This window comes from Streptomyces sp. NPDC014991, assembly GCF_043080665.1.
Classification (GTDB): domain Bacteria; phylum Actinomycetota; class Actinomycetes; order Streptomycetales; family Streptomycetaceae; genus Streptomyces.
This window is the reverse complement of record NZ_JBIBVY010000009.1, coordinates 224379-250501: the sequence shown is the minus strand read 5'-3', so window position 1 is coordinate 250501 and position 26123 is coordinate 224379. Positions and strand designations below refer to the sequence as shown.

Genomic DNA, 26123 nt, shown 5'->3' with positions numbered 1-26123 from the left:
GCGCTCGGCGGGGCCGTGTCCCCTCTACGAGCGTGCCGCCTGCGGATGGCTGCGGACCCAGCCCTCCCACGCCGAGGTGATCATGTCCTGGACGTCGTACTTGGCCTGCCAGCCCAGTTCCGTGGCGATGCGGGCGGCGGAGGCGACCACGCGGGCGGGGTCGCCGGGGCGGCGGGCGGTGACGGTCGGGGGGCGGTCGTAACCGGTGACCGCGTTGACCTGGTCGATCATCTCCCGGACGGAGACCCCCTCGCCGCGGCCGATGTTGAGCGTCAGGCCGGTGCCCGGGGCGGAGGCGAGGGCGCGGGCGACGGCCACATGCGCCTCGGCCAGGTCGGCCACGTGGATGTAGTCGCGGACGCAGGTGCCGTCGGGGGTGGGGTAGTCGTCGCCGAAGACGCGGGGCCGGGCGCCCTCGGTGAGCCGCTCGAAGACCATCGGGACCAGGTTGGACACGCTCGTGTCGGCCAGTTCGGGTGTGGCGGCGCCCGCCACGTTGAAGTAGCGCAGCGAGGCGGTGGCGAGGCCGGTCGCCCGGCCCGTGGCGCGCACGAGCCACTCGCCGGCCAGTTTCGTCTCGCCGTAGGGGGAGAGGGGGCGGCAGGGGGTCTCCTCCGTGACCAGGTCGACGTCGGGCATGCCGTAGACGGCCGCCGAGGAGGAGAAGAGGAAGGAGGGGATGTCCGCCGCCGTCACCGCCTCCAGGAGTACGCGCAGGCCCTCGACGTTCTCCCGGTAGTAGTGCAGCGGCCGGTCCACCGACTCGCCCACCTGCTTCTTCGCCGCCAGATGGACGACCCCCGTGATCCCGTGCCCGGCGAGCGTGCGCGCCAGCAGCTCCCCGTCCAGGGTGGAGCCGCGCACCAGCGGCACCTCGCCGGGTACGCGCGCGGCGAGCCCCGTGGACAGGTCGTCGTAGACGACCGCGCGCTCGCCCGCCTCGGTCATCGCCCGGACGACGTGCGCCCCGATGTATCCGGCACCGCCGGTGATCAGCCAGGTCATGTGCGGCCGTCCCCTCGTCAGCTCGTCGGTTGGCCCGGGCCCCAGTGAAGCAGGCGACGGTGGAGCCGGCCGCGGGCCACGGCGAGTGCGCCGCGTACACCACTCGCCACGCGCAGTGCCAGTGCGCCGGAGTGCGTGGCGTACGGATGGGCCAGGAGTACGCCGTGCGCGGCGCTCGGTACGGCGTGACGGCGCAGCCGGCGTGCGCCCGTCCGGGCGTGCGCCGTGACCTTCCGCCGCCCGCCACCCGCGAAACGCAGGGTCAGGCGCAGGTCCCAGACGCCGGAGCCGAGCGCGGCCAGGTCGACGGGCACCTCTGCCGACCAGGTGTCGGGCCCGGAGGGCGTGAGCGGGGCCGTCGCGCGCCCGCGCGTGCGGCCGTCCTCGCGCCCGTGCCACGCCACGTCCACCTCGGCCGGGCCCGCCCCGGCCACCCTGCCGTACAGCTCGTGCAGCCGCAGACGCAGGACCGAGGCACGCGCGCGCGGGCGGAGCTCCGCGTCCACGGCGAGGGGGAGCGAGGCGACGGGGCGGGCCAGGAACGGGGCCAGGGACACCTGGGGGAGGTCGGGGGACCAGACCGGGACGCCGTCGGGGGTGCGGGCGTAGGGCGGGAGCAGGCGCGCCGGGCGGGCGGCGAGTTCCCGAAGGCGGGGCAGGTCGCGGGGCTCGGGGGACGCCAGCAGGACCCGCCCGAGCAGCCGGCCGGGGGCGGCGGGGTCCGGCTCCCAGTCGGCGGCGTCGTAGCGCGCGAGGTACTGCCGGGTGAGCGTCCACCACGCGCGCTGGTGGTCCGCGTCCCGCAGGCCCAGCTCACGCACGTACATGCGCAGCTCGTGGTCGAGGAACTTGGCGCGCGCCGCCCGGGCCAGCTCCTTCTGCCCGGCGCCCAGCAGGATGTCGTACGCCAGCGCGCACGCCTCGACGCGCGCCGCCCAGTTCTCGACGCGCTCCCGGTCCAGCGAGAGCGACAGCCGCTCGGCCGACCGGCGCACCTGCCACACGTACACCCGGTCCGGTACGAGCACGACGCGCGGGCTCGCGGCCAGCACGCGCGCGGTGAAGACGAAGTCCTCGTAGCGGAACCGGCCCTCGGGGAAGCGGATGCCGTGGTCGCGCAGGAAGCCGGTGCGGTAGAGCTTGTTGACGCACAGCGTGTCGTGGACGAGCCGGGGGAGCTGGGCGGGGCGGGCGAGGACGCGGTGTGCCGGGTACAGGAACGCCTGCCACGGCTGTTCGCGCCCCGACGGCTGTTCCCGGCGCACGCACAGCCCGCTCGCGACCTCGGCGTGCGCCCCGACGGCCGCGGTGAGCAGCGCGTCCACGGCACCGGGCGGCAGCACGTCGTCGCTGTCCAGGAACATCACGTACGGCGCCGTCGCCGCGTCGATCCCGGCGTTGCGCGGGCTGCCGCAGCCGCCGCTGTTCACCTCCCGGCGCAGCACCCGCAGCCGCGGCTCCCGGTCGGCCAGCCGGGTGAGCAGCCCGGCGCTGCCGTCGGTGGAGCCGTCGTCCACGGCGATGACCTCGGCGACGGCCGGCCCCTGGGCCAGGGCCGAGCGCACGGCGTCGGCCACATGGGCGCGGTCGTCGTAGCCGATGACGACGACGGCGGCCTGGGGTGCCGGGTGCGGTTCTCGCGGTTCTGGGGGCATGGGGTCCACGGCCGGGCGTGCGGGATGTACCTCATTATCCCGTTACCGGGTACTGAGTGCCCGGGCGGGAAGGCGGTCGGAAGCGGGCCGGGGTTTCATCGGCGGTACGGTCTCCGCGGCCGGTGGCCGCGCGTCCCGCCACAGCCGGACGAAGGACAGCACGGCGGCGACGGCCAGCAGCCCGTTGCGGGCCAGCATCAGCAGACAGCCGGCCCACGTGCCGTCGATCACCTCCCGGTAGTACATGGGGAACACGACGGTGCTCAGCGCGGACGCCGCCAGGATCAGCACCGCCACCGGGCGCTGACTGGTGCGGCGTGAGGTCAGGCAGACGGCGGCGAGCCCGATCAGCCAGATCATGTACTGGGGGCTGATGACCCGGCTGGTGACCGTGAACAGCAGCACCGCGCTCAGCGCCGCGTCGTACGGCGTGGCCTCGCTCCAGCGCCGCGCCCGCAGCCGCCACAGCAGCAGCAGCGCGAACGCGAGCGCGGTGAGCGCGAGCGAGGCCGTGGCCACGGCGTGCACGTGCGGGCCCGTGAGTTCGATCGCGCCGTACTGGTAACGGGTCCGGCCCGGCCAGCCGGCGTGCCGGGCCAGGTTCAGCGCCGTGCCGCCGAGCGACTCGATCTGCACGCCCCGGCCGCTCTGTTCCCGCAGGAAGGACATCGGGTGGGCGAGGAAGGCGGCGAGCAGGCCGAAGCTCACGGTCCCGGTCACCGCCGCCCACGTCCACGCGGTACGGGTGGGCCGCCCCCGGGGCGTGCCCAGCAGCACCAGCGCCGGCCACACCTTCACCAGCGCGCCCAGGGCCCCGAACACCCCTCCCGCGCGCGGGGAACGTGCCGACGCCAGCAGGGACAGCACGGCCAGGGCGGTGACCTCGGCGTCGTACCGGGCGAGCGGCAGGTGCAGCAGCAGCGGCAGCCCGCCGGTCCACACGGCAGCGCCGAGCAGGCTGCGTCCGGGCCGGGTCCCCGCGCGGACCAGCGCCGCCGCGGTCACCGCGTCCACGGCCAGCGTCAGCAGCACGAACGCCTGGAAGTACGTCAGCCACGGCAGCAGGCCCGGCGCCAGCAGCACCGCGCCCGCACCCGGCGGGTACTGCCACAGCGTGTCGTGCACGGGGAAGGAGCCGTGTGCGAGGACGCCGTACCAGTGGAAGTACAGCCGCCACACCTCCCGGGCCACCGAGCCCCCGCCCAGCAGCGGGGCGGTGCCGTGCGTGAGCAGCCACAGCATGAGGGCACGGGTGGCCAGCCAGAGGGCGGTGAGGGCGAGGACCGGGCCGGGGGTGACACGGAGACGGTTCATCACATGGGAGCCTAAGCCGAGCGGATGGGGTATCCATGTCGATACGCCGTCAATGACGCACAAAGGTTGGCTAATCGCAAAAGATCGGGCCATGGTGAACGTCGGGCTTCCTGTGCAACCGCAGTCACGTCGGGCGGCTGGAGCGACCACCGGCGCGCCGGCGGGTGTGACGGGCCACGCGCCCCGCCGGACGCCCGGGCGTTCCCGGGAGCGGCTGGTCGGCGTCGCCGCCGTGGGCGTGCCCGCGCTGGTGACGGCGGCGCTCGGGCTGTGGGGACTCGACCGGGGCGGCATGTGGCGCGACGAGGCCGTCAGCTTCCAGGTCGGGCGCCGTACGGTGCCGCAGATCTGGCGGCTGCTGCACGGCGTGGACGCGGTGCACGGCCTGTACTACCTGTTCGTGCACGCGGTGCTCGCCGTGCACCCCGGCGAGGTCGTCCTCCGGCTGCCGTCGGTGTGCGCGGCGGCCGTCACGGCGGGCCTGGTGGCCGCGCTCGGCTGCCGGCTGGCCCGGCCGCGGGTGGGCCTGTGGGCGGGCCTGCTCTACGCCGTCACCCCGATGGCCGGCCACTACGCCCAGGAGGGCCGCTCCTACGCGCTCGTCGCGGCCGGCGCCACCTGCGCGACGCTGCTGTTCGTCCGTGCCGTGCAGGGCGGCTCGTGGTGGCCGTACGGCGCCGTCCTCGGACTCACCTGCTGGCTGCACGAGTTCGCGGTCCTTCTTGCGCTCGCGCACGCGGTGTCGCTGGCGCTCGCGCGGACCGGAGCGCGGACGTGGCGGCGGTTCGGTGCCGCGGCGGGTGCGGTGGGCCTCGCGCTGCTGCCGATGGTGCTGGTGTCGCGGGGGCAGGCCGCGCAGGTGGCGTGGCTGCGGCCGCCCACGGCGGAGACGGCGGGAGGGCTGCTGCGCGGATTCCTCGGGCCGGCCGACGAGGTGTACTGGGTGTGTCTCGGGCTGGCCCTGCTCGGGCTGGCCGGGGTGGCGGGGCGGCGCGGCGGACTGACGTGCGCGGGAGTGGGGTTGCCCGTGGCGGTGGTGCCGCCGGTCCTGCTGATGCTGGCCTCGCAGGTCTCACCGCTGTACGTCGACCGGTATGTGCTGTACGCGCTGTCGGGGGCGCCGCTGGTGGTGGCCGTGGGGGCCGACCGGCTGGCGGGAGTGCTGGAGCGCCCGTGGCCGGGCCGGCGCCGGCCCGGCCTGCCCGGGGCCCTGGCCGTACGGCCCCGGGTGCTCACCCTCGCCGGTGTCCTGGCCGTCGCCCTCTCCCTGCTCCACCAGTTCCCCCTCCTCCAGCAGGACCGCGATCCGGCCCGGCGGCCCGACGACCTGGCCGCGGTCTCCCGGGTGGCCGCGCGGGAGGTGGGAGCCGGCGAGCCGGTGCTGTTCCTGCCGGCGCAGACGCGGAACGCGGCGCTCACGTATCCGCGGGCGTTCCGGGGGACGCGTGACCTGGCGCTGGTGGCGGGGGCGGCTGGGTCGGGCACCCTGTACGGGCGGGAGGCCGGCCCCGGTGAACTGCGCCGCAGGCTGGCGCGGCTGGAGCGGGTGTGGGTGGTGGCGGACCGGAGGCTGCTCGCCGGCCGCTGGGTTCCGCGCGACCCCACCGAGCGGGCCAAACTGTCCGTGCTCTGGCAGGAGTTCGCCGCGGGGCGGGAGTCCGTACGGGGTCTGCTGACCGTGCGGCTCTACGTCCGCCCGGCCGGCGCGCGCCCCGGGACTCCGGTCAGCGCGCGCCCCGGGACTCCGCCTGGGCCGCCGCGTCCAGTGCGGTGGTGAGCTCGTCCAGCCGGGCGCGCAGTCCGGCGATCTCCGCGAGGTCGAAGCCGGTCGCCGTCATGATCCGGCGCGGCACCTCAAGGGCCCGCTCGCGCAGGGCCGCACCCTCGTCGGTGAGCCGGACCCGCACCGACCGCTCGTCCTCGGTGCTGCGCTCGCGCCGCACCAGTCCCGCCCCCTCCAGTCGCTTGACCAGCGGGGACAGCGTGCCCGAGTCGAGCCGCAGCTGCTCGCCGAGTGCCTTGACGGGCAGGTCGCCCCGCTCCCACAGCACGAGGAGCACCAGGTACTGCGGGTAGGTGAGCCCCAGGTCCTTGAGGATCACGCGGTAGACGCCGTTGAAGGCGCGGGACGCGGCGTGCAGGGAGAAGCAGATCTGGCGGTCGAGGCGGAGCCAGTCGGTGTCGGGGGCTCCGGCTCCGGGGGCGTCGGGCGTGGTGGTCATGAGTCCAGGATAGCTCTTGCGTGCCATCTGATTGTGCACAATTTAATTGTGTGCTCTACTTGTGGTCGTCGCGGATCCCCGGTGGATCCGGCAACGCACCCCACATCGAGAGGGATGGTCTTCCATGGACGCGCTCTACACCGCTGTCGCCACCGCAACGCACGGCCGCGAGGGCCGTGCCGTCTCCTCCGACGGCAGGATCGACCTCGCGCTCGCCATGCCGGCGGAGCTGGGCGGCAACGGCCAGGGCACCAACCCGGAGCAGCTCTTCGCCGCCGGTTACGCCGCCTGCTTCGGCAGCGCCCTCGGTCTCGTCGGACGCCAGGCCAAGGTCGACGTCAGCGACGCCGCGGTGACCGCCGAGGTCGGCATAGGCAAGCAGGGCGAGGGCTTCGGCCTGAAGGTCACCCTGCGCATCGAGCTGCCCGGCACCGTGGACGAGGCGACCGGCCGCAAGCTGGTCGAGACCGCCCACCAGGTCTGCCCGTACTCCAACGCCACCCGCGGCAACATCGACGTCGACCTCGTCATCGAGTAGTCACGCCGCCCCGCGAGGGGGCCGGTCCCTGCCGGGGCCGGCCCCCTCAGCGCTCCGGTCGGGCCGGCCGCGCGCCCCTCACGCCGACGCCAGCGAGTCCGGGGCCGCCGCCTGCCCCGGGATCCGCGTGGACTCCGCGTCCGGCATCGGCTCACCCAGCAGCAGGGTCCGTACGACCCGTTCGGCGGCCCGCCCGTCGTCGAACTCGCAGAACCGGGCCCGGAACTCCGCCCGCAGCCGCGCCGACTCCTCGTCCCGCCACGCGCCCGAGTCGAACAACCGGGCCAGTTCCGGGTAGGAGTACGAGACGTGACCCGGCGGCTCGGCGGTGATGTCGACATAGGTGCCCCGGCTCGCGGTGTACGCGGGCCAGTCGTCGGCGTGCACCACGATCGGCCGGTCGAGGTTGGCGTAGTCGCACATCACGCCCGAGTAGTCGGTGACCAGCACGTCCGCGGCGAGCAGCACCTCCGCCACGTGGGGTTCACCGGTCGCGTCGACCACGATGCCGCGCCGGTCCAGCTCCGTGAGGCCCAGGCCCCGGGCCGGGCCGTTCGCCAGGGACGGATGCAGCCGGACGACGAGCGTGTGCCCCTCCCCGAGGTCGGCCGCGAACCGGGCCAGGTCGATCCGGTCCACGTGGCCGCTCCGGCGGTAGTCCCGGCGGGTCGGCGCGTACAGCACGACCGTGTGGTCCGCCGGGATGCCGCGCCGCTCCCGGAAGTCGCCGGTGCCGCCGTTCACCAGGACGTCGTTGCGCGGGCTGCCGGTGCGCACCGAGGTGAAGTGGCAGGGAAAGGCCCGTTCCCAGACCAGTTCGGAGTGCCGGTTGGCGACCAGGCCGTAGTCCCAGCGGTCGGCCCGGCGCAGCATCTGCGGCACGTCGAACCCGAGCCGGGCACCCGGCTTGTCCAGCAGGTCGGCGCCCAGGTACTTCAGCGGGGTGCTCTGGTGGGTGTGGATGTGCACACTGCCGGGCCGCTTGGCCAGGGTGCCGGGCCAGTTCACGTCGTTCACGAAGAACGTGGCGCGCGCGGTGACCTCCAGATAGCGCCGGGAGCCGACGATCACGTGCTCCACATCGGCCGGCAGCCGCGCCGCCGTCTCCGCGTCCCGCACCACCCACACCCCGCGCAGCCGCGGGGCGATCTCGCGGGCGGCGGCGTAGACGGCCGCCGGGTCGCCGAGCAGGCCCTGGTGCGAGGACGCCGAGTAGACAACGAGGTGCGGGTCGAGCGGCCGGCGGGCGTGCAGGGACGTCCAGCCGGCGCGGGCCCGGACGCCGGCCGCCCGGCGCGCCTGGACCGCCCGCCGCGCCGCCTCCCGGCCGGCCCGCGCCGTCTGCCGTCGCAGCCGGTACCCGGTCCAGGAGCCCTCCAGCACGGCGACCTCGCCGTCCACCCGGGCGCCCTCCGGCCTGTGCCGGCGGAACAGCTCCGCCGTGCGCCGGAAGAACTCGGCCTTGTCGGCGGGCGGCAGCCGGTCGGGCTTGGCGAGGATGTCCAGGCAGTGCTCGCCCATCTTGCGGTGCAGGTACGGCCGCCAGCCGGCCAGCTCCGGGCGCTGTCCGACGAAGGCGAAGACCCGCTCGTACTGGTCGTGGATGTCGAAGTGCTTGCGGCTGGTGGTGGACAGGATGTTGCCCTGCCGGCGCTGCCGGTAGTTCAGGCAGATCCGGTCCAGCGCGGCGATCCGGCGGGCGCTGAGCAGGACCGGGAACGTCCAGGGGGTGTCCTCGTAGTAGCCGGGCGGGAACGCGAAGCCGTTCTCCGCGACGAACTCCCGCCGGTAGACCTTGTTCCACACCACCATCAGCAGATCCAGGATCTCCGGGCGCCCGGCCGCCGTGAAGGTCTCCGCGCCGGCCTCGGCCAGGATGTGCGCGAGGACGTTGCGGCGGGTGCCGCCCCACCAGTACGTGCGCGCGTAGTCGAAGACGAGCACGTCCGGGTCGGCGGACTCCGCGAGCCGGTCGGCGATGGCCCGCAGCGCGCCCGGGGTCAGGGTGTCGTCGCTGTCCAGGAAGAACAGGTAGTCGCCGGTGGCGTGCGGGATGCCCGCGTTGCGGGCGCGGCCGAGGCCGGCGTTCTCCGGCAGGTGCAGCACCGTCACCCGCGGGTCGCGCGCGGCGTACTCGTCCAGGATGGCGCCGCAGCCGTCCGGGGAGCAGTCGTCCACGGCGATCAGCTCGAAGTCGCCGAAGGACTGCCCGAGCACCGAGTCCAGGCACTCGGGCAGGAAGGCCTGCACCTTGTAACAGGGCACGATCACACTGAAGCGGGGCACGGCGGGTCAGCTCCTGACGAGGGTCGCGGCGGCGGGGGCGGGGACGCGTTCCGCGAGCGGGATCACGGGCGGCACCGCCTCGGGCGGCTCACCGAGCAGCACCCGCCGGACGACCCGCTCGGCGGCCCGCCCGTCGTCGAACTCGCAGAACCGCTCCCGGAACGCGGCCCGCAGCGCCCCGGCCTCCGGACCCGCGTACGAGCCGTCGCGGAAGACGGCGGCCAGCTCCCCGGGGGTCCGGGCGACCGCTCCGGGCGGCTCGGCCATCAGGTCGAAGTAGACGCCCCGGGTCTCCCGGTAGACGTCCCAGTCGTCGGCGTACACGACGATCGGCCGGTCGAGGTTGGCGTAGTCGAACATGATCGACGAGTAGTCCGTGACCAGCGCGTCCGCGGCCAGGCAGACGTCCTCGGAGGAGCGGTGCGCGGTCACGTCGATGATCCGGTCCGAGCCCAGCGAGCGGCCCCGGTCGTAGAAGTAGTGCGCGCGCAGCAGGACGACGACGTCCTCGCCGGCCGCCTCGCAGAACGCCTCCAGGTCCAGGCCGGGCGCGAAGCCGCTGTGGTGGTCGCGGTGGGTCGGCGCGTACAGCACGGCCGTGCGGCCCTCCGGGACGCCCAGTTCCCGCCGGATCCGCGCCACGTCCCCGGCGGTCGCCGTGCAGTAGACGTCGTTGCGCGGATAGCCGTACTCCAGGTGCTCGTAGGAGCCGGGGAAGGCGCGCTCCCACATGCGGGTGGAGTGGCGGTTGGACGACAGGTTGAAGTCCCAGCGGTCGACCCGGCCCAGCAGCCTGGCGAAGCTGCCGGACTGCGCGGCCACCACCGGATACGCCGACTGGTCCACGCCCATCGTCTTCAGCGGGGTGCCGTGCTGGGTCTGGAGGTGCACGCTGCCCGGCCGTTTGACGACGCCCTCGGCGAAGTTGGCGTTGTTCACCAGGTACGTCGCGCGGGCCAGCACCTCCCAGTAGCGTCGGGAGCCGATCACCGCGTACTCCACGTCCTGGGGCAGCGTGTGCTCCTGACCGGCCTCGACCAGGAACACCGAGCGCAGGTGCGGGGCGAGCTCGCGGGCCTTGGCGTGGATCGCGGCCGGGTTGCAGGCGTAGCCGCGGCCCCAGTAGGCGCAGTACACGGCCAGGTCCGGGTCGAGCGGGCGGCGCAGGTCGCGGGCGTAGCGCAGCCGGGTGCGCAGCATGTGCGGGCGGGGCAGGGCCTCGGCCGAGCGGGCGGCCACCTGGTTGGCGCCGCGCAGGGCCCGGAACGCGCTGTACGCCCCCGCCGCCAGCAGCCGGTGCTGCACGCCCAGGCTGCCGCCCGGTGCCCGGTGGCCGGCCGGCCGGTGCCGCCGGTGCAGGCGGGCCGCGCGGCGGAAGAACGCCCGGTGCCCGCAGGGCAGCCGCTCCGGCCGGGACGCCGTCTTCAGCACCACCGCGAACAGCTGGTCGAACAGCGGGCCGGTGCGTTCGGCGGGCAGGCCGCGCTCGGCCGCCACCGTCAGGACCCGCTCCACCTGGTCCAGCAGGGCGTGCTGGTGCGGGCCGGGCAGGTTGAGCCGGCTGCCCTGGCGGCGCAGCCGGTGCCGTACGACGGACTGGCGCAGCACCGCGATCCGCTCGGCGGCGATGGTGACCAGCCCGCCCCAGCCGAGGTCGGTGAAGTGGCTGTCGGGAAACGTGAGGTCCCGCTCGGTGAGGAAGGCGCGGCGGTAGACGGCACTCCACGCCGGCAGCTGCACGCCGGTCAGCTCCGGCACGGCGGCGGGGGCGAAGGCGCCGTCGGGAGCCTTCGCCAGCAGGGGGGCGGCCGGGGTCGTGGGCTCGCCCTCCCACCAGGGGGCGCGCTCGTACCCGGCGTAGAGCACGTCCACGCCGGCGGTCTCGGTCAGCCGGGCGTCCAGCGCCGCGAGCGCGCCCGGCAGCAGCAGGTCGTCGCCGTCCAGGAACAGCAGGTACGCGCCGGTCGCCGCCCGCATCCCGGCGTTGCGCGCTCCGCCCAGGCCCTCGGACGGCGGCGAGTCGACCGGGGTGACCCGGGAGTCCCGCCCGGCGTACCCGGCGGCCACCGTGGCGGCGGGGGCTCCGGGGCCGTCGCAGACGGGGATCAGCTGGAGGTCGCCGAAGGACTGGCCGAGGACCGAGTCCAGCGCCTGGGACAGCCGGCCGGCGACCCCGTGGGAGGGGACGATGATGCTGAAGCGGGGCATTCTGTTCTTTCTGTCGTCGTGCGGACGCGGCCGGGCCGGCTCGCCGGACGCCAGGTGGACGGCCGGCTCGGGGTGGGCCGCGTCGAGCCGAGGGGCATGGGAACTCCCGGAAGGCCAACGGTGTTCAGTGGCTCTCGGTGACGGGAAGGGGGCCGGAAGGTTGCGGCGCGCCGGCCGGCGGGACGTGCGCACCGGCCGCCGGCACCGGAGCGCGCTCCCCGGGCGGCACCGCCGGCGCCAGGTCCGTCTCGCCCAGCACCACCCGCCGTACGACCCGCTCGGCGGCGCGCCCGTCGTCCCACGGGCAGAACCGCTCCCGGAACGCCGCCCGCAGCCCTGCGGATCGTGTGCCGCACCACAGCCCGGTGGCGAAGACGTCGATCAGCTCGTCGTCGCTCCGCGTCACCGGACCCGGCGGGAAGGCCCGCAGGTCGAGGTAGGTGCCGTGGACCGCCTCGTACGCCTCCCGGTCCGGGGTGTGCAGCACGATCGGCCGGTCGAGGTTGGCGTAGTCGAACATGACCGGCGCGTGGTCGGTGAGCAGTGCGTCCGAGGCCAGGCACAGGCCGGCCGGGTCCGGGTGGCCGGAGACGTCGATGATCCCGCTGCCCCGGACGGGAAGGTGGGTGCGGGCCAGGACCACGAAGGGCGGGCCCAGCCGGCGCAGCACCCGCTCCAGGTCGAGCGGCGGCCGCTGGGTGCGCAGGTGCGCGCGGTGGGCGGGCGCGTACAGGATCGCGACCGCGCCCTCCGGGACGCCCAGCGACGCCCGCAGCCGGGCCACGTCCGCGGCCGTCGCCCGCTGGAGGACGTCGTTGCGGGGCAGCCCGTACTCCAGCGTGGTGTAGCGGCCCGGATGCGTCCGCTCCCAGGTCAGGGTCGTGTGCCGGTTGCCGGACAGGACGTGGTCCCACTGGTCGACGCCTCGCAGCAGCTCCGCGAAGTCCGTGCCCCGCGCCGCCGCCGGGCGTTCCAGCAGGTCGAGGCCCGTGTGGCCCAGCGGGGTGCCCTGCCGGGTCTGCACGAAGACCTGTCCGGGCCGCTTCCGCATCCGCGCGTCGAAGCCGGCGTCGCTGACCAGGTACCGCGAGCGGGCCAGCGCCGTCCAGCAGGCGGCCGTGCCGGGCGTCAGCGGGCGCGCGCCCGGCGGGGCCGCCCGCTCCTGCCCGGGACGGACGAGCCACGCGGTCCGCACCTGCGGGGCGAGCGCGCGGAACGTCTCCTCCAGCGCGGCCGGGTCACCGCCGTGTCCCTCGTGCGCGGTGAACACCGCCCGGTCGGCGCGCAGCGGCAGGCACAGCTGGAGGCGGTAGTGCAGCCGGAGTGCGGTGGTGCGCAGCCCGCGGGCCCAGCCCACCCCGGCCCGTGCCGCGCGCCGGCGCACGGCCGCGGCCAGCCGGAGCGCCCGGAACGTGCGGTGCAGCCCGAAGCGGACCAGGGCGTGCCGCGGCTCCAGCCGCACCCCCGGCACCCGGTGGCGGCGGCACTGGGCGCGGGCCCGGCGCAGGTACTCGCCGTGGCTGCCGCGCGGCAGCCGGCCCCGCCGGGTGAACACCACGGCATGGTGGTCGAGCATCCGGCGGTACAACTCCGGTTTCCACCGGGCCAGTTCCGGTCGCTCGTCGACGTAACCGAACACCCGGTCGTACTGCTCGAACAGGTCGAAGTGCCTCCGGCTCGTGGTGCCGAGGATGCTGCCCTGCCGGCGCTGGCGGTAGTGCACGCACACCCGGTCCAGGGTGGCGAGCGACCCCGCGGTCATCAGCACCGGGAAGGTCCAGGGGGTGTCCTCGTAGAAGCCCGGCGGGAACCGGAAGCCGTGCCCCGCGACGAACTCCCGCCGGTAGGCCTTGTTCCACGCCACCATCAGCACTCCGAGCAGCCCCGGCCGGTCCGCCAGGCGGAACGGCGCCGGACCCTGCTCGGTGAGCCGGCCGGCGAGCTGGTTGCGCACCGTCCGGCCGTCCCAGTACGTGCGTGCGTAGTCGAAGACCAGGACGTCCGGGTCACCGGTCTCCTTGAGCCGGTCGGCGACCGCCCGCAGCGCGTCCGGGGTGAGCGTGTCGTCGCTGTCCAGGAACACCAGGTAGTCGCCGGTCGCCTCCGCCATGCCCGCGTTGCGCGCCCGCCCCAGGCCCTGGTTCGCGGCCAGGTGCACGGGCTTCACGCGCGCGTCCCGGGCCGCGTACTCGTCGATGATCACGCCGCAGGCGTCGGGTGAGCAGTCGTCCACGGCGATCAGTTCCAGATCGGGACACGACTGCGAGAGCACCGAGTCCAGGCACTCGGAGAGGTACGCCTGGACCTTGTACGCGGGGACGATGACACTGAACCTGGGCAAGGGACATCCATGGGTCGGACGGCGCGGGCGTTCTGCCCGGCAACGGCCGACGGAGTGACTTGGTTACGGCCCGTACGGCATTCGGGCTACCCACGGCGCGGTGCCGCCCCGGTGTGCCGGCCCCGAAAACGCGTGAGGGGGCGGGCCGTTGCCGGCCCGCCCCCGCCACGGCGCTCCGTGCGACGGCTACTTGACCGCCCCGGCCATCACCCCGGACACGAACTGCCGCTGGAACGCGAAGAACACCGCCAGCGGGATCACCATCGACAGGAACGCGCCGGGCGCCAGCACGTCGATGTTGTTGCCGAACTGCCGTACCTGCGTCTGGAGGGCGACCGTGACCGGCTGGGTCCCCGACTTGGTGAACACGAGCGCGACCAGCATGTCGTTCCACACCCACAGGAACTGGAAGATGCCCAGCGATGCGATGGCCGGACCGCCCAGCGGCAGCACCACCCGTGCGAACAGGCGCAGTTCACCCGCGCCGTCCAGCCGCGCCGCCTCCAGCAGCTCCCGCGGGATCTCCGCGAAGAAGTTCCGCAGCAGGAACACCGCGAACGGCAGACCGAAACCGGTGTGGAACAGGATCACCCCGAAGATCGTCCCGAACAGCCCGATCCTCCCGAACAGTTCGGCGATCGGGATCAGCGCCACCTGCACGGGCACCACCAGCAGGCTCACCACGCCCAGGAACCACCAGTCGCGGCCCGGGAACTCCATCCACGCGAAGGCGTACCCGGCCAGCGCGCCGACCACGACGACCAGGACGGTCGCCGGGACCGTGATCAGCACGGTGTTCACCAGCGAGTGGGTGATGTCACCGTTCTCCAGCAGCTTCTGGTAGCTGTCCACGGTCAGCCGGGACGGCTTGCTGAGCACCGTCCACCAGCCGCTCGCGCTCATGTCCTCCGGTGTGCGCAGCGAGGAGATGAGCAGGCCGATGGTCGGCACCAGCCAGAACAGGCCCACCACGACCAGGAACGCCTGGACGAGCCCGCCGCTCAGCCTCCCCGCGATCCTCCCGCCGAGCGACCGGCGGGCCGTCACCGGCGCCCCCGCGGGAGCCGTCTTCCCGATGCTGTCGGCGGTCGCCGTCATCGCCGTACCTCCCGCCTCAGCCTGCGCATGTTGAACAGCATCACCGGGATCACCAGCAGCAGCAGGAACACCGCGATGGCGCTCGCCACGCCCGGCCGGCCCTCCGCGAAGCCCTTGCGGTACAGCTCCAGCGCCAGCACGTTCGCGTCGTCCTGGGAGGAGCCCGGCGCGATGATGAACACCAGGTCGAACACCTTCAGCACGTTGATCATCAGCGTGACGGTGACCACCGCCAGGACCGGGGCCAGCAGCGGCACGGTGACCCTGCGGAAAACCTGCCACTCGTTGGCGCCGTCGACCCGCGCCGCCTCCAGCAACTCCCGGGGCACGCCCGCGAGCCCGGCCGCGATCAGCACCATCGCGAAGCCCGCCCACATCCACACGTACGATCCGATGATCGCCGGGGTCACCAGTGCCGGGCCGAGCCACCCGACCCCGTCGTACGGCTCCCGGAAGTTGTCCGCGGGCAGCCGCAGCCGGGCCCCGTCGGCCGACGCGGGCAGGGTGAAGGTGCCGTCACCGGACGCCCGCGCGGTGGCGACCACCTTGCCGTCCTTCACCGCCTCGACGCGCATCCCGGCGTACCCCAGCTCGGCCGGGTCGGGCACACCCAGCCGTCCGACGCCCTTGCCACGGGTGAAGTCCTGCCAGGTGGTGCCGGTGATCCTGCCCGGCTCCGGCCTGGCGGCGGCGGCCTTCCCCGCGCCGTCCGGCATCTGGTCCGGCGCCACACCGACGAGCGGCAGGACGACCGGCCGGCCGGCGTGCACGGCGTCCTTCGTGACGAACCCGCCGCCCTCGGCGACCAGCGGCGACTCACGCCCCGGATGGGCCCTGGGGAACGCCGACGACTGCGCGAACGTGTCGTGCACCCCCACCCACACGGCGTTCGCGACGCCCTTGTCCGGGTCCTGGTCGTACACCAGCCGGAAGATGATCCCGGCGGCCAGCATCGAGATCGCCATCGGCATGAAGACGACCAGCTTGAACGCCGTGCCCCAGCGGATCCGCTCGGTGAGCACCGCGAAGATCAGCCCCAGCGCGGTGGAGACCGTCGGCGCGAACACCACCCAGATCACGTTGTTCTTCAGCGCCGTACGGATGCCGTCGTCGGTGAACAGGGTCCGGTAGTTGTCGACACCCGTGAAGCGGTCACCGGAGGAGTCGAAGAGACTGCGGACGACCGAGTACCCGATCGGGTAGACCACGAGCGCGCCCAGCAGGACGAGGGCGGGCAGCAGGAACAGCGCTGCCACGGCCCTCCGGGTGCCGGTCACGCTTCTGCGACTGCGAGGCGCGGCGGGGCCCGGTGGGGCCCCGGCCGCCGCTGCCGACGCCATCGCCGGATCAGCTCCCGCTTCCGTACGCCGCCGCGGCGTCCTTCTCCAGCCGCGCCTGGGCGCCCGCGACGTCGGCCGGGTTCTTCAGGAAGTCCTGGAGGTCCTTCCACTCGCCCTTGCCGGGGGTGCCGCCGAAGGCCTGCGGGGCCTGGTCGGACATGTCGAAGCGGAAGTCGTCACCGGACGCGATCAGCGCCTTGGCGATCTTCTGCTGCACCGCGTTCGGGTACGCCGACACCGGCACGTTCTTGTTCGGGGAGAGGTAACCGCCGAGCTTCGCCTGGATGGTGGCCGCGTCCGGGGAGGCGAGGAAGGTGGCCAGGGCCTGGGCCGCCTTGGAGTCCTTCAGGATCACCGCCGCGTCGCCGCCGGAGACCACGGGCGCCGTGGAGCCGACGGACGGGAACGGGAACACCTTGGCGTCCGTGCCCACCTTCGCCTTGGTCTCACCGATGTTGACCTGCACGAAGTCGCCCTCGTAGACCATCGCCGACTTCGGCTGGTCGCCGCCGGTGAAGGTCTGGGTGACCGACTGGGGGAACTCCGTCTGGAGCGCGCCGCTCCGGCCACCCGCCAGGTAGTCCTTCTTGCCCCAGATCTGGGCGAGGGTGGTCAGCGCCCGCTTCACGGACGGATCCGTCCACTTGATCTTGTGCTGGGCGAGCTGGTCGTACTTCTCCGGTCCCGCCTGGGACAGATAGACGTTCTCGAACCAGTCGGTCAGCGGCCAGCCGTCCGCGCCCGCCACCGAGAAGGGCGTGACCCCCGAGTCGTACACCGCCCGCGAGGCGGTCAGCAGGTCCTGCCAGGTCTTGGGCTCCTTGGCGCCCGCGTTGCCGAAGGCGGTGGCGTTGTACCAGATCAGCGACTTGTTGGCGGCCTTGTAGTAGACGCCGTACGGCTTGCCGTCGACCGCGCCGATGTCCTGCCAGCCCTGTGAGTAGTTCTTCCGCAGCTCCCGCAGGGCCTGCGCTCCCAGCGGTTCGGCCCAGCCCTTCTGCACGGCCTGCCTGATCGCACCGGGCTGCGGCAGCAGCGCGACGTCCGGCGGCTGACCACCCGCGATCTTGGAACCGAGGAAGTTGATGATCGGGTCCTGCGCGGGTACGAAGGTCACCTTCGCGCCCGTCCGCTTCTCGAACTCGGCCAGAACCAGTTTGAAGTTCTTCTGCTCCTGGCCGGTCCAGACGGCGGCGATCTCCAGATTCGCGCCGTTCAGCTTCGGCAGGGTGACGGTGGAACCGGTGGCCGTGCCGGTCTTCTCCCCGCTGCCCTTCTTGTCGTTGCCGCCGCTGGAACAGGCGGTGAGCGCGAGGGCTCCCGCGAGCAGCGCGGCGAGTGCGGTGGCGGTGCTGTGGGTCCGGACGGTGCTGCTCTTGCTGCGCATCGATGCCCCGTTCGTCGTTCTCCGTTGAACGTCGGTGTCCAGGAACGGCTCTTGAACGTCATAAGACTGTCCCGTGCGCTCCGGTGTACGCCGGGCCGCTCCGGACGGGCAAGAGCGCCTGCCGTGTCGACCCGCTCATCGTGACCGGCTCGTGACCAGGGACGTATGCGCCACGCTTTCGGCTACAGCAGCGAGGGGACCTCCGCCGCCCCGACCTCCCGGGCCGCCCGCTCCACCGCGCTCGCCAGCAGGGCCAGGTCCGTCGGGCCGTTGCCCAGCTCCCGCACCGGCCGGCGGGCCGGCGGATCGCCCATGCGCTGCCAGTCCAGCGGGACCACCGTCGGCCGCTGGGTCGCCGTCCGCGGGATACGGCCCGTCACCCGGCCGCCCTGGAAGCCGACGGCCCTCCCGTCCGCGTTCACCGTCGTGCCGCGCCCCGGCGCCGGCTGCTCCGGCCCCGCCACCGGCGCGTCCAGCGTGACCCGCAGCGCCGCCCGGCGCGCCGGTTCCGACTCCGCGGTACGGCCACCGGTCCCGGCCGCCGCCACCAGGTGCACACCGAGCCGCTCACCCTCCCGGGCCACCGCCTCCAGCGCCCGCATCACCGACCCGGCGGCGGGCCGGCCGGGCGAGCCGAGCGGGGGAGCGACCAGCGCGTCCAGGTCGTCCACGACCACCACCAGCCGGGGCAGCGCCACCATCCCGGCCCGCCGCCGCGCCGCCGCACCGGGCCGCAGCCGCAGCGTGGAGCTGGACGGGCTCTCGATGTCTCCGGAGGCGGAGGCGTCACCGGGGGCCGGGGCACGGTGTGCGGTGAGGCGCTCGGCGGACGCGGGACGGTGGGCGGCGAGGTCACCGGTGACCGGACCGCGCTGCGCGGCGGCGGACGCGCGGTGCGCGGCGGCGTCCTGGTGGGCCGACGCGCGCGGTGCGGCGGCGTCCGCGCGGACCGGCGCCCGCTGGGCGACCAGCCGGCCCGACACCTCCCGGCCCGTGTGCCACTGCGCGAAGTCCGTGCGGCCCAGCAGCTCCGCCCGCCGCTTCAGCTCGGCGGCCAGGGCCTGCGCGAACTCCCGCATGCGCACGGGGTCGTTGGCGATGAGGTGCGTGGTGACGTGCGGTATGTCGGTGCAGACCCGCAGGCCCTCACCGCGCCCGGCGCCGGTGCCGACCCCGTCCCGGCCGTCGAGCAGGACCACCGCCAGCCGGTCCGGCCGCTCGGCGGCGGCCAGCGAGGCCACCACGGCCCGCAGCAGCTCGGTACGGCCGCTGCCGCCCGGCCCCTCGATCAGCAGATGCGGCCCGTCGGCCACCAGGTCCACGCCGACCGGCCCGTGCGGGCCGGCACCCAGCACCGCCCGCGCCCGCCCGCCCGGCGAACCGGTGTCGTCGGCCGCGTCCGCCCAGCGCGCCATCAGGGACGCCGGGGTGGCCCGTGCCAGCCCCAGCTCGTCCAGCAGCCGGGCCGACTGCGGCAGCGGTACGGCCACGCGCGCGTGCCCCTCACCGGCCGGGCCGTCCGGCCGCAGCGGCGCCAGCGCCCGCGCGAACCGCTCCGCCCAGGCGGCGGAGACGGCGTCGACCCCGGCGAGCGTGCCCGGGCCGACGGGACCGCTCGGCGCGACCCGCAGCAGATGCAGCGCGGCGGCGACGTCCCCGCCGAGCAGGGCCACGGCACCGCAGTGCCGGAACGTCGGCGTCACCGTGCAGGCGTCCTCGTACATCCGGGCCACCGGGGAGACGGGCGAGGCGGGGTCGGTCTCGGCGAGACACACCACGTGTATCCCGGCCCGCGGTCCGGCCACGGCCAGCCGCGCGAGGGCGTCCCGCAGCGCCGAACCGCCGGGATCGCCGTCCACGACGACGACGGTGTACGGCCCCGGGAACCCACCGGCGCCGGCCGGCCCGGCCCCGTCCTGGGCCCAGGACGGGCGGCGGGCGCCGGCGCCCTGGGAAGCGGTGCCGGGAGAAGCGGCCGGCGCGGTCCCCGTGGGCGGTATGGACATGCCGTGCGGGTCACCGGGTGTGCCGTACGGCGTGGTCCGTCCCGGGGCGGAGGGCGCCGCCGTGGGTTCCGTGGGGCGCACCGGGCCCGGGTGGGCGGTGGTCCGGCCCGACGCCGCGTGGTCCTCCACCCGGCGCAGCAGCTCCTCCGCGCGGGCCGCCGCCTGCTCGCGGTCGTAGGCCAGCAGCAGGCGGCAGTCCTGCCCGTGGCCCGGCCGGACATGCGGGAGCCAGCCCAGCCAGGCCCACTCGGCCGTACGGTCCGCCACCGGACGGGACCGGTCGGCACTGATCAGCACGATCTCCAGCAGGTCGGGGGAGTGCAGGGCGGCGAGCTGGGCCAGCACCGCGCGCGCCAGGCCGGACAGCCGGGGGCGGGGACCGGCCAGCCCGAGCGCCCCCGCCTCACGCAGCGCGGCGGTCACCGGCACCGCGGGCAGCAGGCCCGAACCGTCGGGCGCGCTGCGGTCGGCCGTGCCGAGCCGCACGGTCAGCGCCTCGGGGTGGCCCGGCCCGCGCTCCCACAGCCGGGGGCCCGGACCGAGCGCGGTCAGCAGCAGGGCGGCCGGGTCCGGCCACGTCTCCGGCTGCTGCGGGGCACCGGCCGGCGTGGCCTGCCCCTTGCCGGCGGCCGTACCGGCGTACGTCTCCCGGCCGTCCGGCTGCTCCGCGCGCCCACCGGCCAGGCGTCGCGCCCAGGCGCCGAGGCCACGCCGCCGGGCGGCCGGCGCGGCCGCACCGCCGTACGGGGCCGCGGCCAGGCCTCCGGGCCCGCCGACGCCGAAACGCCCGGCGTGGGTGTCACCACCGGAGGTCGCGCCGTCCGCGCCCGGACGACCACCGCGAGGGCCGGCCTCAGCCGGCTCGCCACCCGGGTACTCGCGAGCCCCGGCGCCGCCCCCAGCGGCCCCGTAGCCGTGATACGTCGCACCGACCGAGGAAGAACCCCCCGCACCGCCCGGATCCACCGACGCCGTGACACCGGCCCCACCGACCGAGGCCGAGCCCCCGGCACGGTCCGCACCCGCCGCGGGCGACCCGCCTCCACCGGGCCCACCGGCGCCGGAGAACGCCGGCGCACCCGCACCGACGCCGCCGGCCGAAGGCGGGGCGCCCGTACCGACCCCGCCGGTACCTCCGCCGGCCGAAGGCGAGACCCCGGCGCCGGTCCCCCCGGCACCGGCGCCCGCGCCGAACGAGGGCGAGTCGTCCGCGCCCGGCCCCCCGGCCCGCGCGTCCGGACCCGCGGCCGCCGACGGCGGGACACCTCCCTCGACACCACTCGCGGACGCCCCGTCCCCCACGGCGACCCGCACGCATCCCTCCCCGTCAGGCACCGTGGGAACCGGCCCCCCCGCTCCCCCCGACGCAGCGACCCGCAACGCCGACTCCCCGATCCGCAGCAACCCCCCGGCAGGGACCCGCACCGGCTGTTGCCCCACCCGCACCCCGTCGAGCGCCGTACCGTTCGTGGAGCCGAGGTCGGCGACCGAGACGCGGCCGTCCGCGCCGACGGTGACCGCGCAGTGCAGGCGGGAGACGTCGGGGTCGTCCAACGGAACGTCCGCCTCGGCGGAGCGGCCGACGGTGATGCGGCCGCCGTGCAGCAGATGGACCCCGCCCGCGTCGGGTCCGGCGACCACGTGCAGCTGGGTGGGGGCGTCGGCCGGCTCGGGATGCGGCTCGGGGACGGCCGGCGCGCCGAGGGACAGCACGGCGCCGTCGACCAGCGGGGGCTCGCCGAGGGTGGCGCGGCGCGGGTCGAGCCGCTCGGTGCCCGCGTAGAGGACGACGGCCGTACTGCCGCCGTCGCGCCCGGCGCCGGGGCCGTTCTCCCCGGTGACCGCCGCGCCCAGCGCCGAGGCGACCGCGGCCAGCTCCGTGCCCACGGGTGCCGTGACCAGCACGTCACGGCACGCGGCGCGGCCCCGCTGCGGGGAAGGGCCCAGCGGATCTACGACGGTCAGCCGGATCTGCATCGGCGTCAGCGGTCCCTTCTGCGCGGGTCTGCGCGGGCGCGGACTTCCCCCCACCCCGCACGAGCACGTCGGCCAGTAACTGCTGGAGGCATCCTTGCACCTGCCACCGACAGCGCGCCCCGGACCCGGTGACAAGTGATCTTGATTGGTCGGCTCTGCCCCCAAAAGTGCCTGACCAGTGTCTCGCCGGTGATCAGTTGAGATCGGTCACGTCCGCCTCCGGCAACCACCGGACCGGACCCGGCGTCTTTCCTTCGAACATGCCCGGGAACGCGTACGTAGTGCCTTGAGGGGCCGCACTACAGTGGTCCGGGACACCGGAACGCAGGCGAGCGACAGCGAGCCACAGCAATCAGCAGGGAGCGCGTGACGTGCGGCCAGTCGGCAGCAAGTACCTGCTTGAGGAGCCGCTCGGACGCGGCGCCACAGGCACCGTCTGGCGTGCCCGCCAGCGCGAGACCGCGGGCGCCGAGGCGGCCGTGCCGGGCCAGCCCGGGGAGACCGTCGCGATCAAGGTCCTCAAGGAGGAGCTGGCGAGCGACCCCGACATCGTGATGCGTTTCCTGCGTGAGCGCTCCGTCCTGCTCCGGCTCACCCACCCGAACATCGTCCGGGTCCGCGACCTGGTCGTCGAGGGCGACCTGCTGGCGCTCGTCATGGATCTCGTCGACGGCCCCGACCTGCACCGCTACCTGCGCGAGAACGGCCCCTTCACGCCGGTCGCCGCCGCGCTGCTGACGGCCCAGATCGCCGACGCGCTCGCCGCGAGCCACGCCGACGGGGTCGTCCACCGCGACCTGAAACCCGCGAACGTCCTGCTCAAGCAGTACGACGGGCTGATGCACCCGATGCTGACCGACTTCGGCATCGCCCGTCTCGCCGACTCCCCGGGCCTGACCCGTACCCACGAGTTCGTCGGCACGCCCGCGTACGTGGCGCCGGAGTCCGCCGAGGGCCGTCCGCAGACCTCGGCCGTCGACGTCTACGGCGCCGGCATCCTGCTGTACGAACTGGTCACCGGCCGTCCGCCGTTCGCCGGCGGCACCGCGCTGGAGGTCCTGCACCAGCATCTGAGCGCCGAGCCGCGCCGCCCGTCGACCGTCCCCGACCCGCTGTGGACGGTCATCGAGCGCTGCCTGCGCAAGAACCCCGACGAGCGGCCCAGTGCGGAGAACCTGGCGCGCGGGCTGCGTGTCGTCTCCGAGGGCGTCGGCGTGCACGCGACCGCCGCGCAGATCGCCGCCGCCGAGGGCGTCGGCGCGCTGCTGGCCCCGGACCCGGCGCCCGCCGCCGTCCCGGGCGTGCCCGGCGCCGCCGACGCCACCCAGGTGCTGCCGGCGAACGGGCCGCAGGCGGCGTACGACCCGAACGGCGCGACCAGCGTGCTGCCGCACACCGGCGGCCCTGCGGGCGCCGCCGACCCCACCGCCGTCCTGCCGAGCACCGGTGCCGCGGACCCGACGGCCGTCCTGCCGCCCGTCCCGCCGGACCAGCAGGGCCAGTACGGCCGCCAGGCCCCGTACGGCCCGCAGGGGCAGCCCGAGCAGCCGCATCCCTGGCAGACGCAGCTGCGGGCCGCCCGCGACCGCAACGACCAGACACAGGTCCAGTACCTCGGCCCGGACGAGGACCCGCTGCGCCGCCGCCCCCAGCGGCAGGTGGCCCGGCCCCAGCAGCAGCCGCGCCCGGCCCCGCAGGCCCGCCCGCAGCAGCCGCAGCCGCGCGGCCGGCAGCGCGGGCAGGGCGGAGGGGACGGGCAGGGCGCCGGTTACGGCTATCCGCAGCAGCAGCCCCAGCGGTACGCCACGCCGCAGCCCCAGCAGTACGCGCCGCCGGCCCGGCCCGAGCCGCAGCGGCCCGGGCGCGAGCCCCGGGCGCCGCGGCAGCGCAGCGCCAACCCGATGAAGATCCCCGGTCTCGGCTGCCTGAAGGGCTGCCTGTTCACGATCGTCATCCTGGTCGTGGCGAGCTGGCTGGTCTGGGAGCTGACCCCGCTGCACACCTGGATCGGCCAGGGCAAGGGGTACTGGGACCAGGTGAGCGACTGGGTCGGCAAGGTGAGCGGCTGGGTGAAGGACCTGAGCGGTTCGTCCGGCAACGGAAACTGATCGCCGGTCTGGAGATTTGTCGACATCTGCCGGGTGATTTCCGTCTCCGCGGTGAAGGTTGGCTCGCCGGACGCGTAGTTTTAACGACAACACGCGTCTGTAGGAGCAGCCTTGGCACGGAAGATCGGCAGCCGGTACACCGCCCACCAGATCCTGGGGCGGGGCAGCGCCGGCACGGTGTGGCTGGGCGAGGGACCGGAAGGTCCCGTCGCCGTCAAGCTGCTGCGTGAGGACCTCGCCTCCGACCAGGAGCTGGTCGGACGCTTCGTACAGGAGCGGACCGCGCTGCTCGGCCTGGAACACCCGCACATCGTCACCGTGCGGGACCTCGTGGTCGACGGCAACGACCTGGCCCTGGTCATGGACCTCGTGCGGGGCACCGACCTGCGCACCCGCCTGGAGCGGGAGCGGCGGCTCTCCCCGGCGGCGGCCGTGGCGATCGTCGCGGACGTCGCCGACGCCCTGGCGGCGGCCCACGCGGCCGGGATCGTCCACCGGGACGTGAAGCCGGAGAACGTCCTCCTCGACATGCAGGGCCCGCTCGGGCCGGGCGGCGCCCACCCCGCCCTGCTCACCGACTTCGGCGTCGCCAAGCTGATCGACTCGCCGAAGCGGACCCGCGCCACGAAGATCATCGGTACGCCGGACTACCTCGCCCCCGAGATCGTCGAGGGCCTGCCGCCCCGGGCCGCCGTGGACATCTACGCGCTGGCGACCGTCCTGTACGAGCTGCTGGCCGGCTTCACGCCCTTCGGCGGCGGACACCCGGGCGCCGTGCTGCGGCGGCACGTCACCGAGACCGTCGTACCCCTGCCCGGCATCCCCGAGGAGCTGTGGCAGCTGCTGGTGCAGTGCCTGGCCAAGGCGCCCGCCTCCCGGCTGCGCGCCTCGGAGCTGGCGGCCCGGCTGCGCGAGCAGCTGCCGACGCTGGCCGGGATACCGCCGCTGGACGTGGACGAGCCGGATCCGGCCGAGGAGGAGACGGCGGACCCGGTGCCGGCGGCCCCGGGCGGGCCCGAGCCGGTACGGCGCAAGGGTGCCGTGCCCCTGGTTCCCGGCGCCAGGCCGGACTCCAACCGCGACACGCACACCTCGATGCGGGTCCCCGCGCCGGACGAGCTGGCCGGCGGGGCCCACGGGACCGCGCGCGTCCCCAGGGCCGCCGGCGCGCCCCGGCCGGGGTCGGCTCGGCACCGCGCCGCCGTGCGCCGACGCCGGATCACGCTGGGCGTGGCCGGAGCGGCCCTGGCGGCGGTCGTGGGTGTCGGCGTGTGGCTGGCCTCGGCGGACGGGGACGACCCGCCGCCCCCGCCCTCCCACAGCTCGTCGGCCCCCTGACCCGACGGGGGCTCCGCGGCCGGACCCGTGCTCCCGCCCGTCCGTCGCGCCCTCCGTCGCGCCCTCCGTCGTGCCCGCCCGCCCCGGTCGGCCGGGAGGCGGGCGGGACCGCTTGCCGCAGCCGTTACGCTGGAGGCGTGGCAGTCGTCGATGTATCCGAAGAGCTGAAGTCCCTCTCCTCGACCATGGAGTCGATCGAGGCCGTCCTGGACCTCGATACGCTGAGGGCACAAATCGCCGTGCTCGAGGAGCAGGCGGCGGCCCCGTCCCTGTGGGACAACCCGGACGAGGCGCAGAAGGTCACCAGCAAGCTCTCCCACCTCCAGGCCGAGGTCAGGAAGGCGGAGACGCTGCGTGGCCGGATCGACGACCTCGCGGTCCTCTTCGAGATGGCCGAGGAGGAGGACGACCCGGACACCCGCGCCGAGGCCGAGTCCGAGCTGACCTCGGTGCGCAAGGCGCTGGACGAGATGGAGGTCCGCACCCTCCTGTCCGGCGAGTACGACGCCCGCGAGGCACTCGTCAACATCCGTGCCGAGGCCGGTGGCGTCGACGCCGCCGACTTCGCCGAGAAGCTCCAGCGCATGTACCTGCGCTGGGCCGAGCAGCGCGGCTACAAGACCGAGATCTACGAGACGTCGTACGCGGAGGAGGCCGGCATCAAGTCGACCACCTTCGCCGTGCAGGCTCCGTACGCCTACGGCACGCTCTCCGTCGAGCAGGGCACGCACCGCCTCGTGCGCATCTCGCCGTACGACAACCAGGGCCGCCGCCAGACATCCTTCGCGGGCGTCGAGATCCTTCCGGTGGTCGAGCAGACCGACCACATCGAGATCGACGAGTCCGAACTGCGGGTGGACGTCTACCGCTCCTCCGGCCCCGGCGGCCAGGGCGTGAACACCACCGACTCCGCGGTGCGGCTCACCCACCTGCCCACCGGCATCGTGGTCTCCTGCCAGAACGAGCGGTCGCAGATCCAGAACAAGGCGACCGCGATGAACGTCCTCCAGGCCAAGCTGCTGGAGCGGCGCCGCCAGGAGGAGCAGGCGAAGATGAACGCCCTCAAGGGCGACGGCGGCAACTCCTGGGGCAACCAGATGCGTTCGTACGTGCTGCACCCGTACCAGATGGTCAAGGACCTGCGCACCGAGCATGAGGTGGGCAACCCGGAGGCCGTGTTCAACGGTGAGATCGACGGGTTCCTGGAGGCCGGCATTCGCTGGCGCAAGCAGCAGGAGAAGTAAGTTTGTCGACATGACAACTGCCGCCCGCAGGGCGGCAGTTGGCTTTTGTCTGGGTT

At 74.6% G+C, this 26123-nt stretch carries 16 protein-coding genes; 5 read left to right on the top strand and 11 right to left on the bottom strand.

Annotated features, from left to right (window positions below; all coding sequences use genetic code 11):
• Nucleotides 1-24 precede the first annotated feature (24 nt).
• From galE to ACF1BE_RS17160, 3 genes are read right to left on the bottom strand one after another with little or no spacing between them, the layout of a single operon-like run.
• Nucleotides 25-1005 (bottom strand): UDP-glucose 4-epimerase GalE, encoded by a 981-nt coding sequence (galE, locus tag ACF1BE_RS17170; RefSeq protein ID WP_392199840.1) that lies wholly within the window; start codon nt 1003-1005, stop codon nt 25-27.
• Between the two features lie 17 nt (nt 1006-1022).
• Nucleotides 1023-2660, bottom strand: a complete 1638-nt coding sequence (locus tag ACF1BE_RS17165; protein WP_392199839.1) for a glycosyltransferase — start codon at nt 2658-2660, stop codon at nt 1023-1025.
• Between the two features lie 42 nt (nt 2661-2702).
• Nucleotides 2703-3974 (bottom strand): glycosyltransferase family 87 protein, encoded by a 1272-nt coding sequence (locus ACF1BE_RS17160; protein ID WP_392199838.1) that lies wholly within the window; start codon nt 3972-3974, stop codon nt 2703-2705.
• Nucleotides 3975-4206: 232 nt separating this feature from the next.
• On the opposite strand from ACF1BE_RS17160, the gene ACF1BE_RS17155 reads away from it, so the two are divergent.
• Nucleotides 4207-5751, top strand: coding sequence for a glycosyltransferase family 39 protein (locus ACF1BE_RS17155; RefSeq protein ID WP_392199874.1), 1545 nt, complete (start codon nt 4207-4209; stop codon nt 5749-5751).
• Here the strand turns inward: ACF1BE_RS17155 and ACF1BE_RS17150 are convergent.
• A complete protein-coding gene (locus ACF1BE_RS17150) occupies nt 5699-6196 on the bottom strand; it encodes a MarR family winged helix-turn-helix transcriptional regulator (RefSeq protein ID WP_392199837.1) in 498 nt (165 codons plus the stop codon). The two genes, ACF1BE_RS17155 and ACF1BE_RS17150, sit on opposite strands and share 53 nt — an antisense overlap.
• 124 nt (nt 6197-6320) lie before the next feature.
• Between ACF1BE_RS17150 and ACF1BE_RS17145 the strand changes: the two genes are divergently transcribed.
• Nucleotides 6321-6734: an organic hydroperoxide resistance protein gene (locus tag ACF1BE_RS17145; protein ID WP_392199836.1), complete on the top strand. Its 414-nt coding sequence runs from the start codon at nt 6321-6323 to the stop codon at nt 6732-6734.
• A gap of 78 nt (nt 6735-6812) precedes the next feature.
• Here the strand turns inward: ACF1BE_RS17145 and ACF1BE_RS17140 are convergent, their stop codons facing one another.
• The 7 genes from ACF1BE_RS17140 to ACF1BE_RS17110 all read right to left on the bottom strand — a co-directional run bounded on the left by ACF1BE_RS17140 (nt 6813) and on the right by ACF1BE_RS17110 (nt 21377).
• The gene (locus ACF1BE_RS17140; protein WP_392199835.1) at nt 6813-9020 is read right to left on the bottom strand and encodes a CDP-glycerol glycerophosphotransferase family protein; all 2208 of its coding nucleotides are present in this window, start codon (nt 9018-9020) and stop codon (nt 6813-6815) included.
• A gap of 6 nt (nt 9021-9026) precedes the next feature.
• The gene (locus ACF1BE_RS17135) at nt 9027-11228 is read right to left on the bottom strand and encodes a CDP-glycerol glycerophosphotransferase family protein (protein ID WP_392199834.1); all 2202 of its coding nucleotides are present in this window, start codon (nt 11226-11228) and stop codon (nt 9027-9029) included.
• 124 nt (nt 11229-11352) lie between these two features.
• Nucleotides 11353-13569 carry a CDP-glycerol glycerophosphotransferase family protein gene (locus tag ACF1BE_RS17130; protein ID WP_392199833.1) on the bottom strand — a complete coding sequence of 739 codons (2217 nt, stop codon included), beginning with the start codon at nt 13567-13569 and terminating at the stop codon, nt 11353-11355.
• Between the two features lie 186 nt (nt 13570-13755).
• Nucleotides 13756-14667 (bottom strand): carbohydrate ABC transporter permease, encoded by a 912-nt coding sequence (locus ACF1BE_RS17125; RefSeq protein WP_392199832.1) that lies wholly within the window; start codon nt 14665-14667, stop codon nt 13756-13758.
• Nucleotides 14664-15944, bottom strand: a complete 1281-nt coding sequence (locus ACF1BE_RS17120; RefSeq protein ID WP_392199831.1) for a carbohydrate ABC transporter permease — start codon at nt 15942-15944, stop codon at nt 14664-14666. Before ACF1BE_RS17120 ends, ACF1BE_RS17125 begins: the two co-directional genes overlap by 4 nt.
• 70 nt (nt 15945-16014) lie before the next feature.
• Nucleotides 16015-17394 carry an ABC transporter substrate-binding protein gene (locus ACF1BE_RS17115; RefSeq protein WP_392199830.1) on the bottom strand — a complete coding sequence of 460 codons (1380 nt, stop codon included), beginning with the start codon at nt 17392-17394 and terminating at the stop codon, nt 16015-16017.
• 182 nt (nt 17395-17576) lie between these two features.
• Complete coding sequence (locus ACF1BE_RS17110; RefSeq protein ID WP_392199829.1) at nt 17577-21377, bottom strand: FHA domain-containing protein; 3801 nt, start codon at nt 21375-21377, stop codon at nt 17577-17579.
• A 371-nt stretch (nt 21378-21748) separates the two neighbouring features.
• Here ACF1BE_RS17110 and ACF1BE_RS17105 point away from each other — a divergent pair, with 371 nt between their 5' ends.
• From ACF1BE_RS17105 to prfB, 3 genes are all read left to right on the top strand, one after another.
• Complete coding sequence (locus tag ACF1BE_RS17105) at nt 21749-23485, top strand: protein kinase (protein WP_392199828.1); 1737 nt, start codon at nt 21749-21751, stop codon at nt 23483-23485.
• Between the two features lie 111 nt (nt 23486-23596).
• Nucleotides 23597-24823 (top strand): serine/threonine-protein kinase, encoded by a 1227-nt coding sequence (locus ACF1BE_RS17100; RefSeq protein ID WP_392199827.1) that lies wholly within the window; start codon nt 23597-23599, stop codon nt 24821-24823.
• Between the two features lie 137 nt (nt 24824-24960).
• Nucleotides 24961-26067 (top strand): peptide chain release factor 2, encoded by a 1107-nt coding sequence (prfB, locus tag ACF1BE_RS17095; RefSeq protein WP_392199826.1) that lies wholly within the window; start codon nt 24961-24963, stop codon nt 26065-26067.
• The last annotated feature ends 56 nt before the right edge of the window (nt 26068-26123 follow it).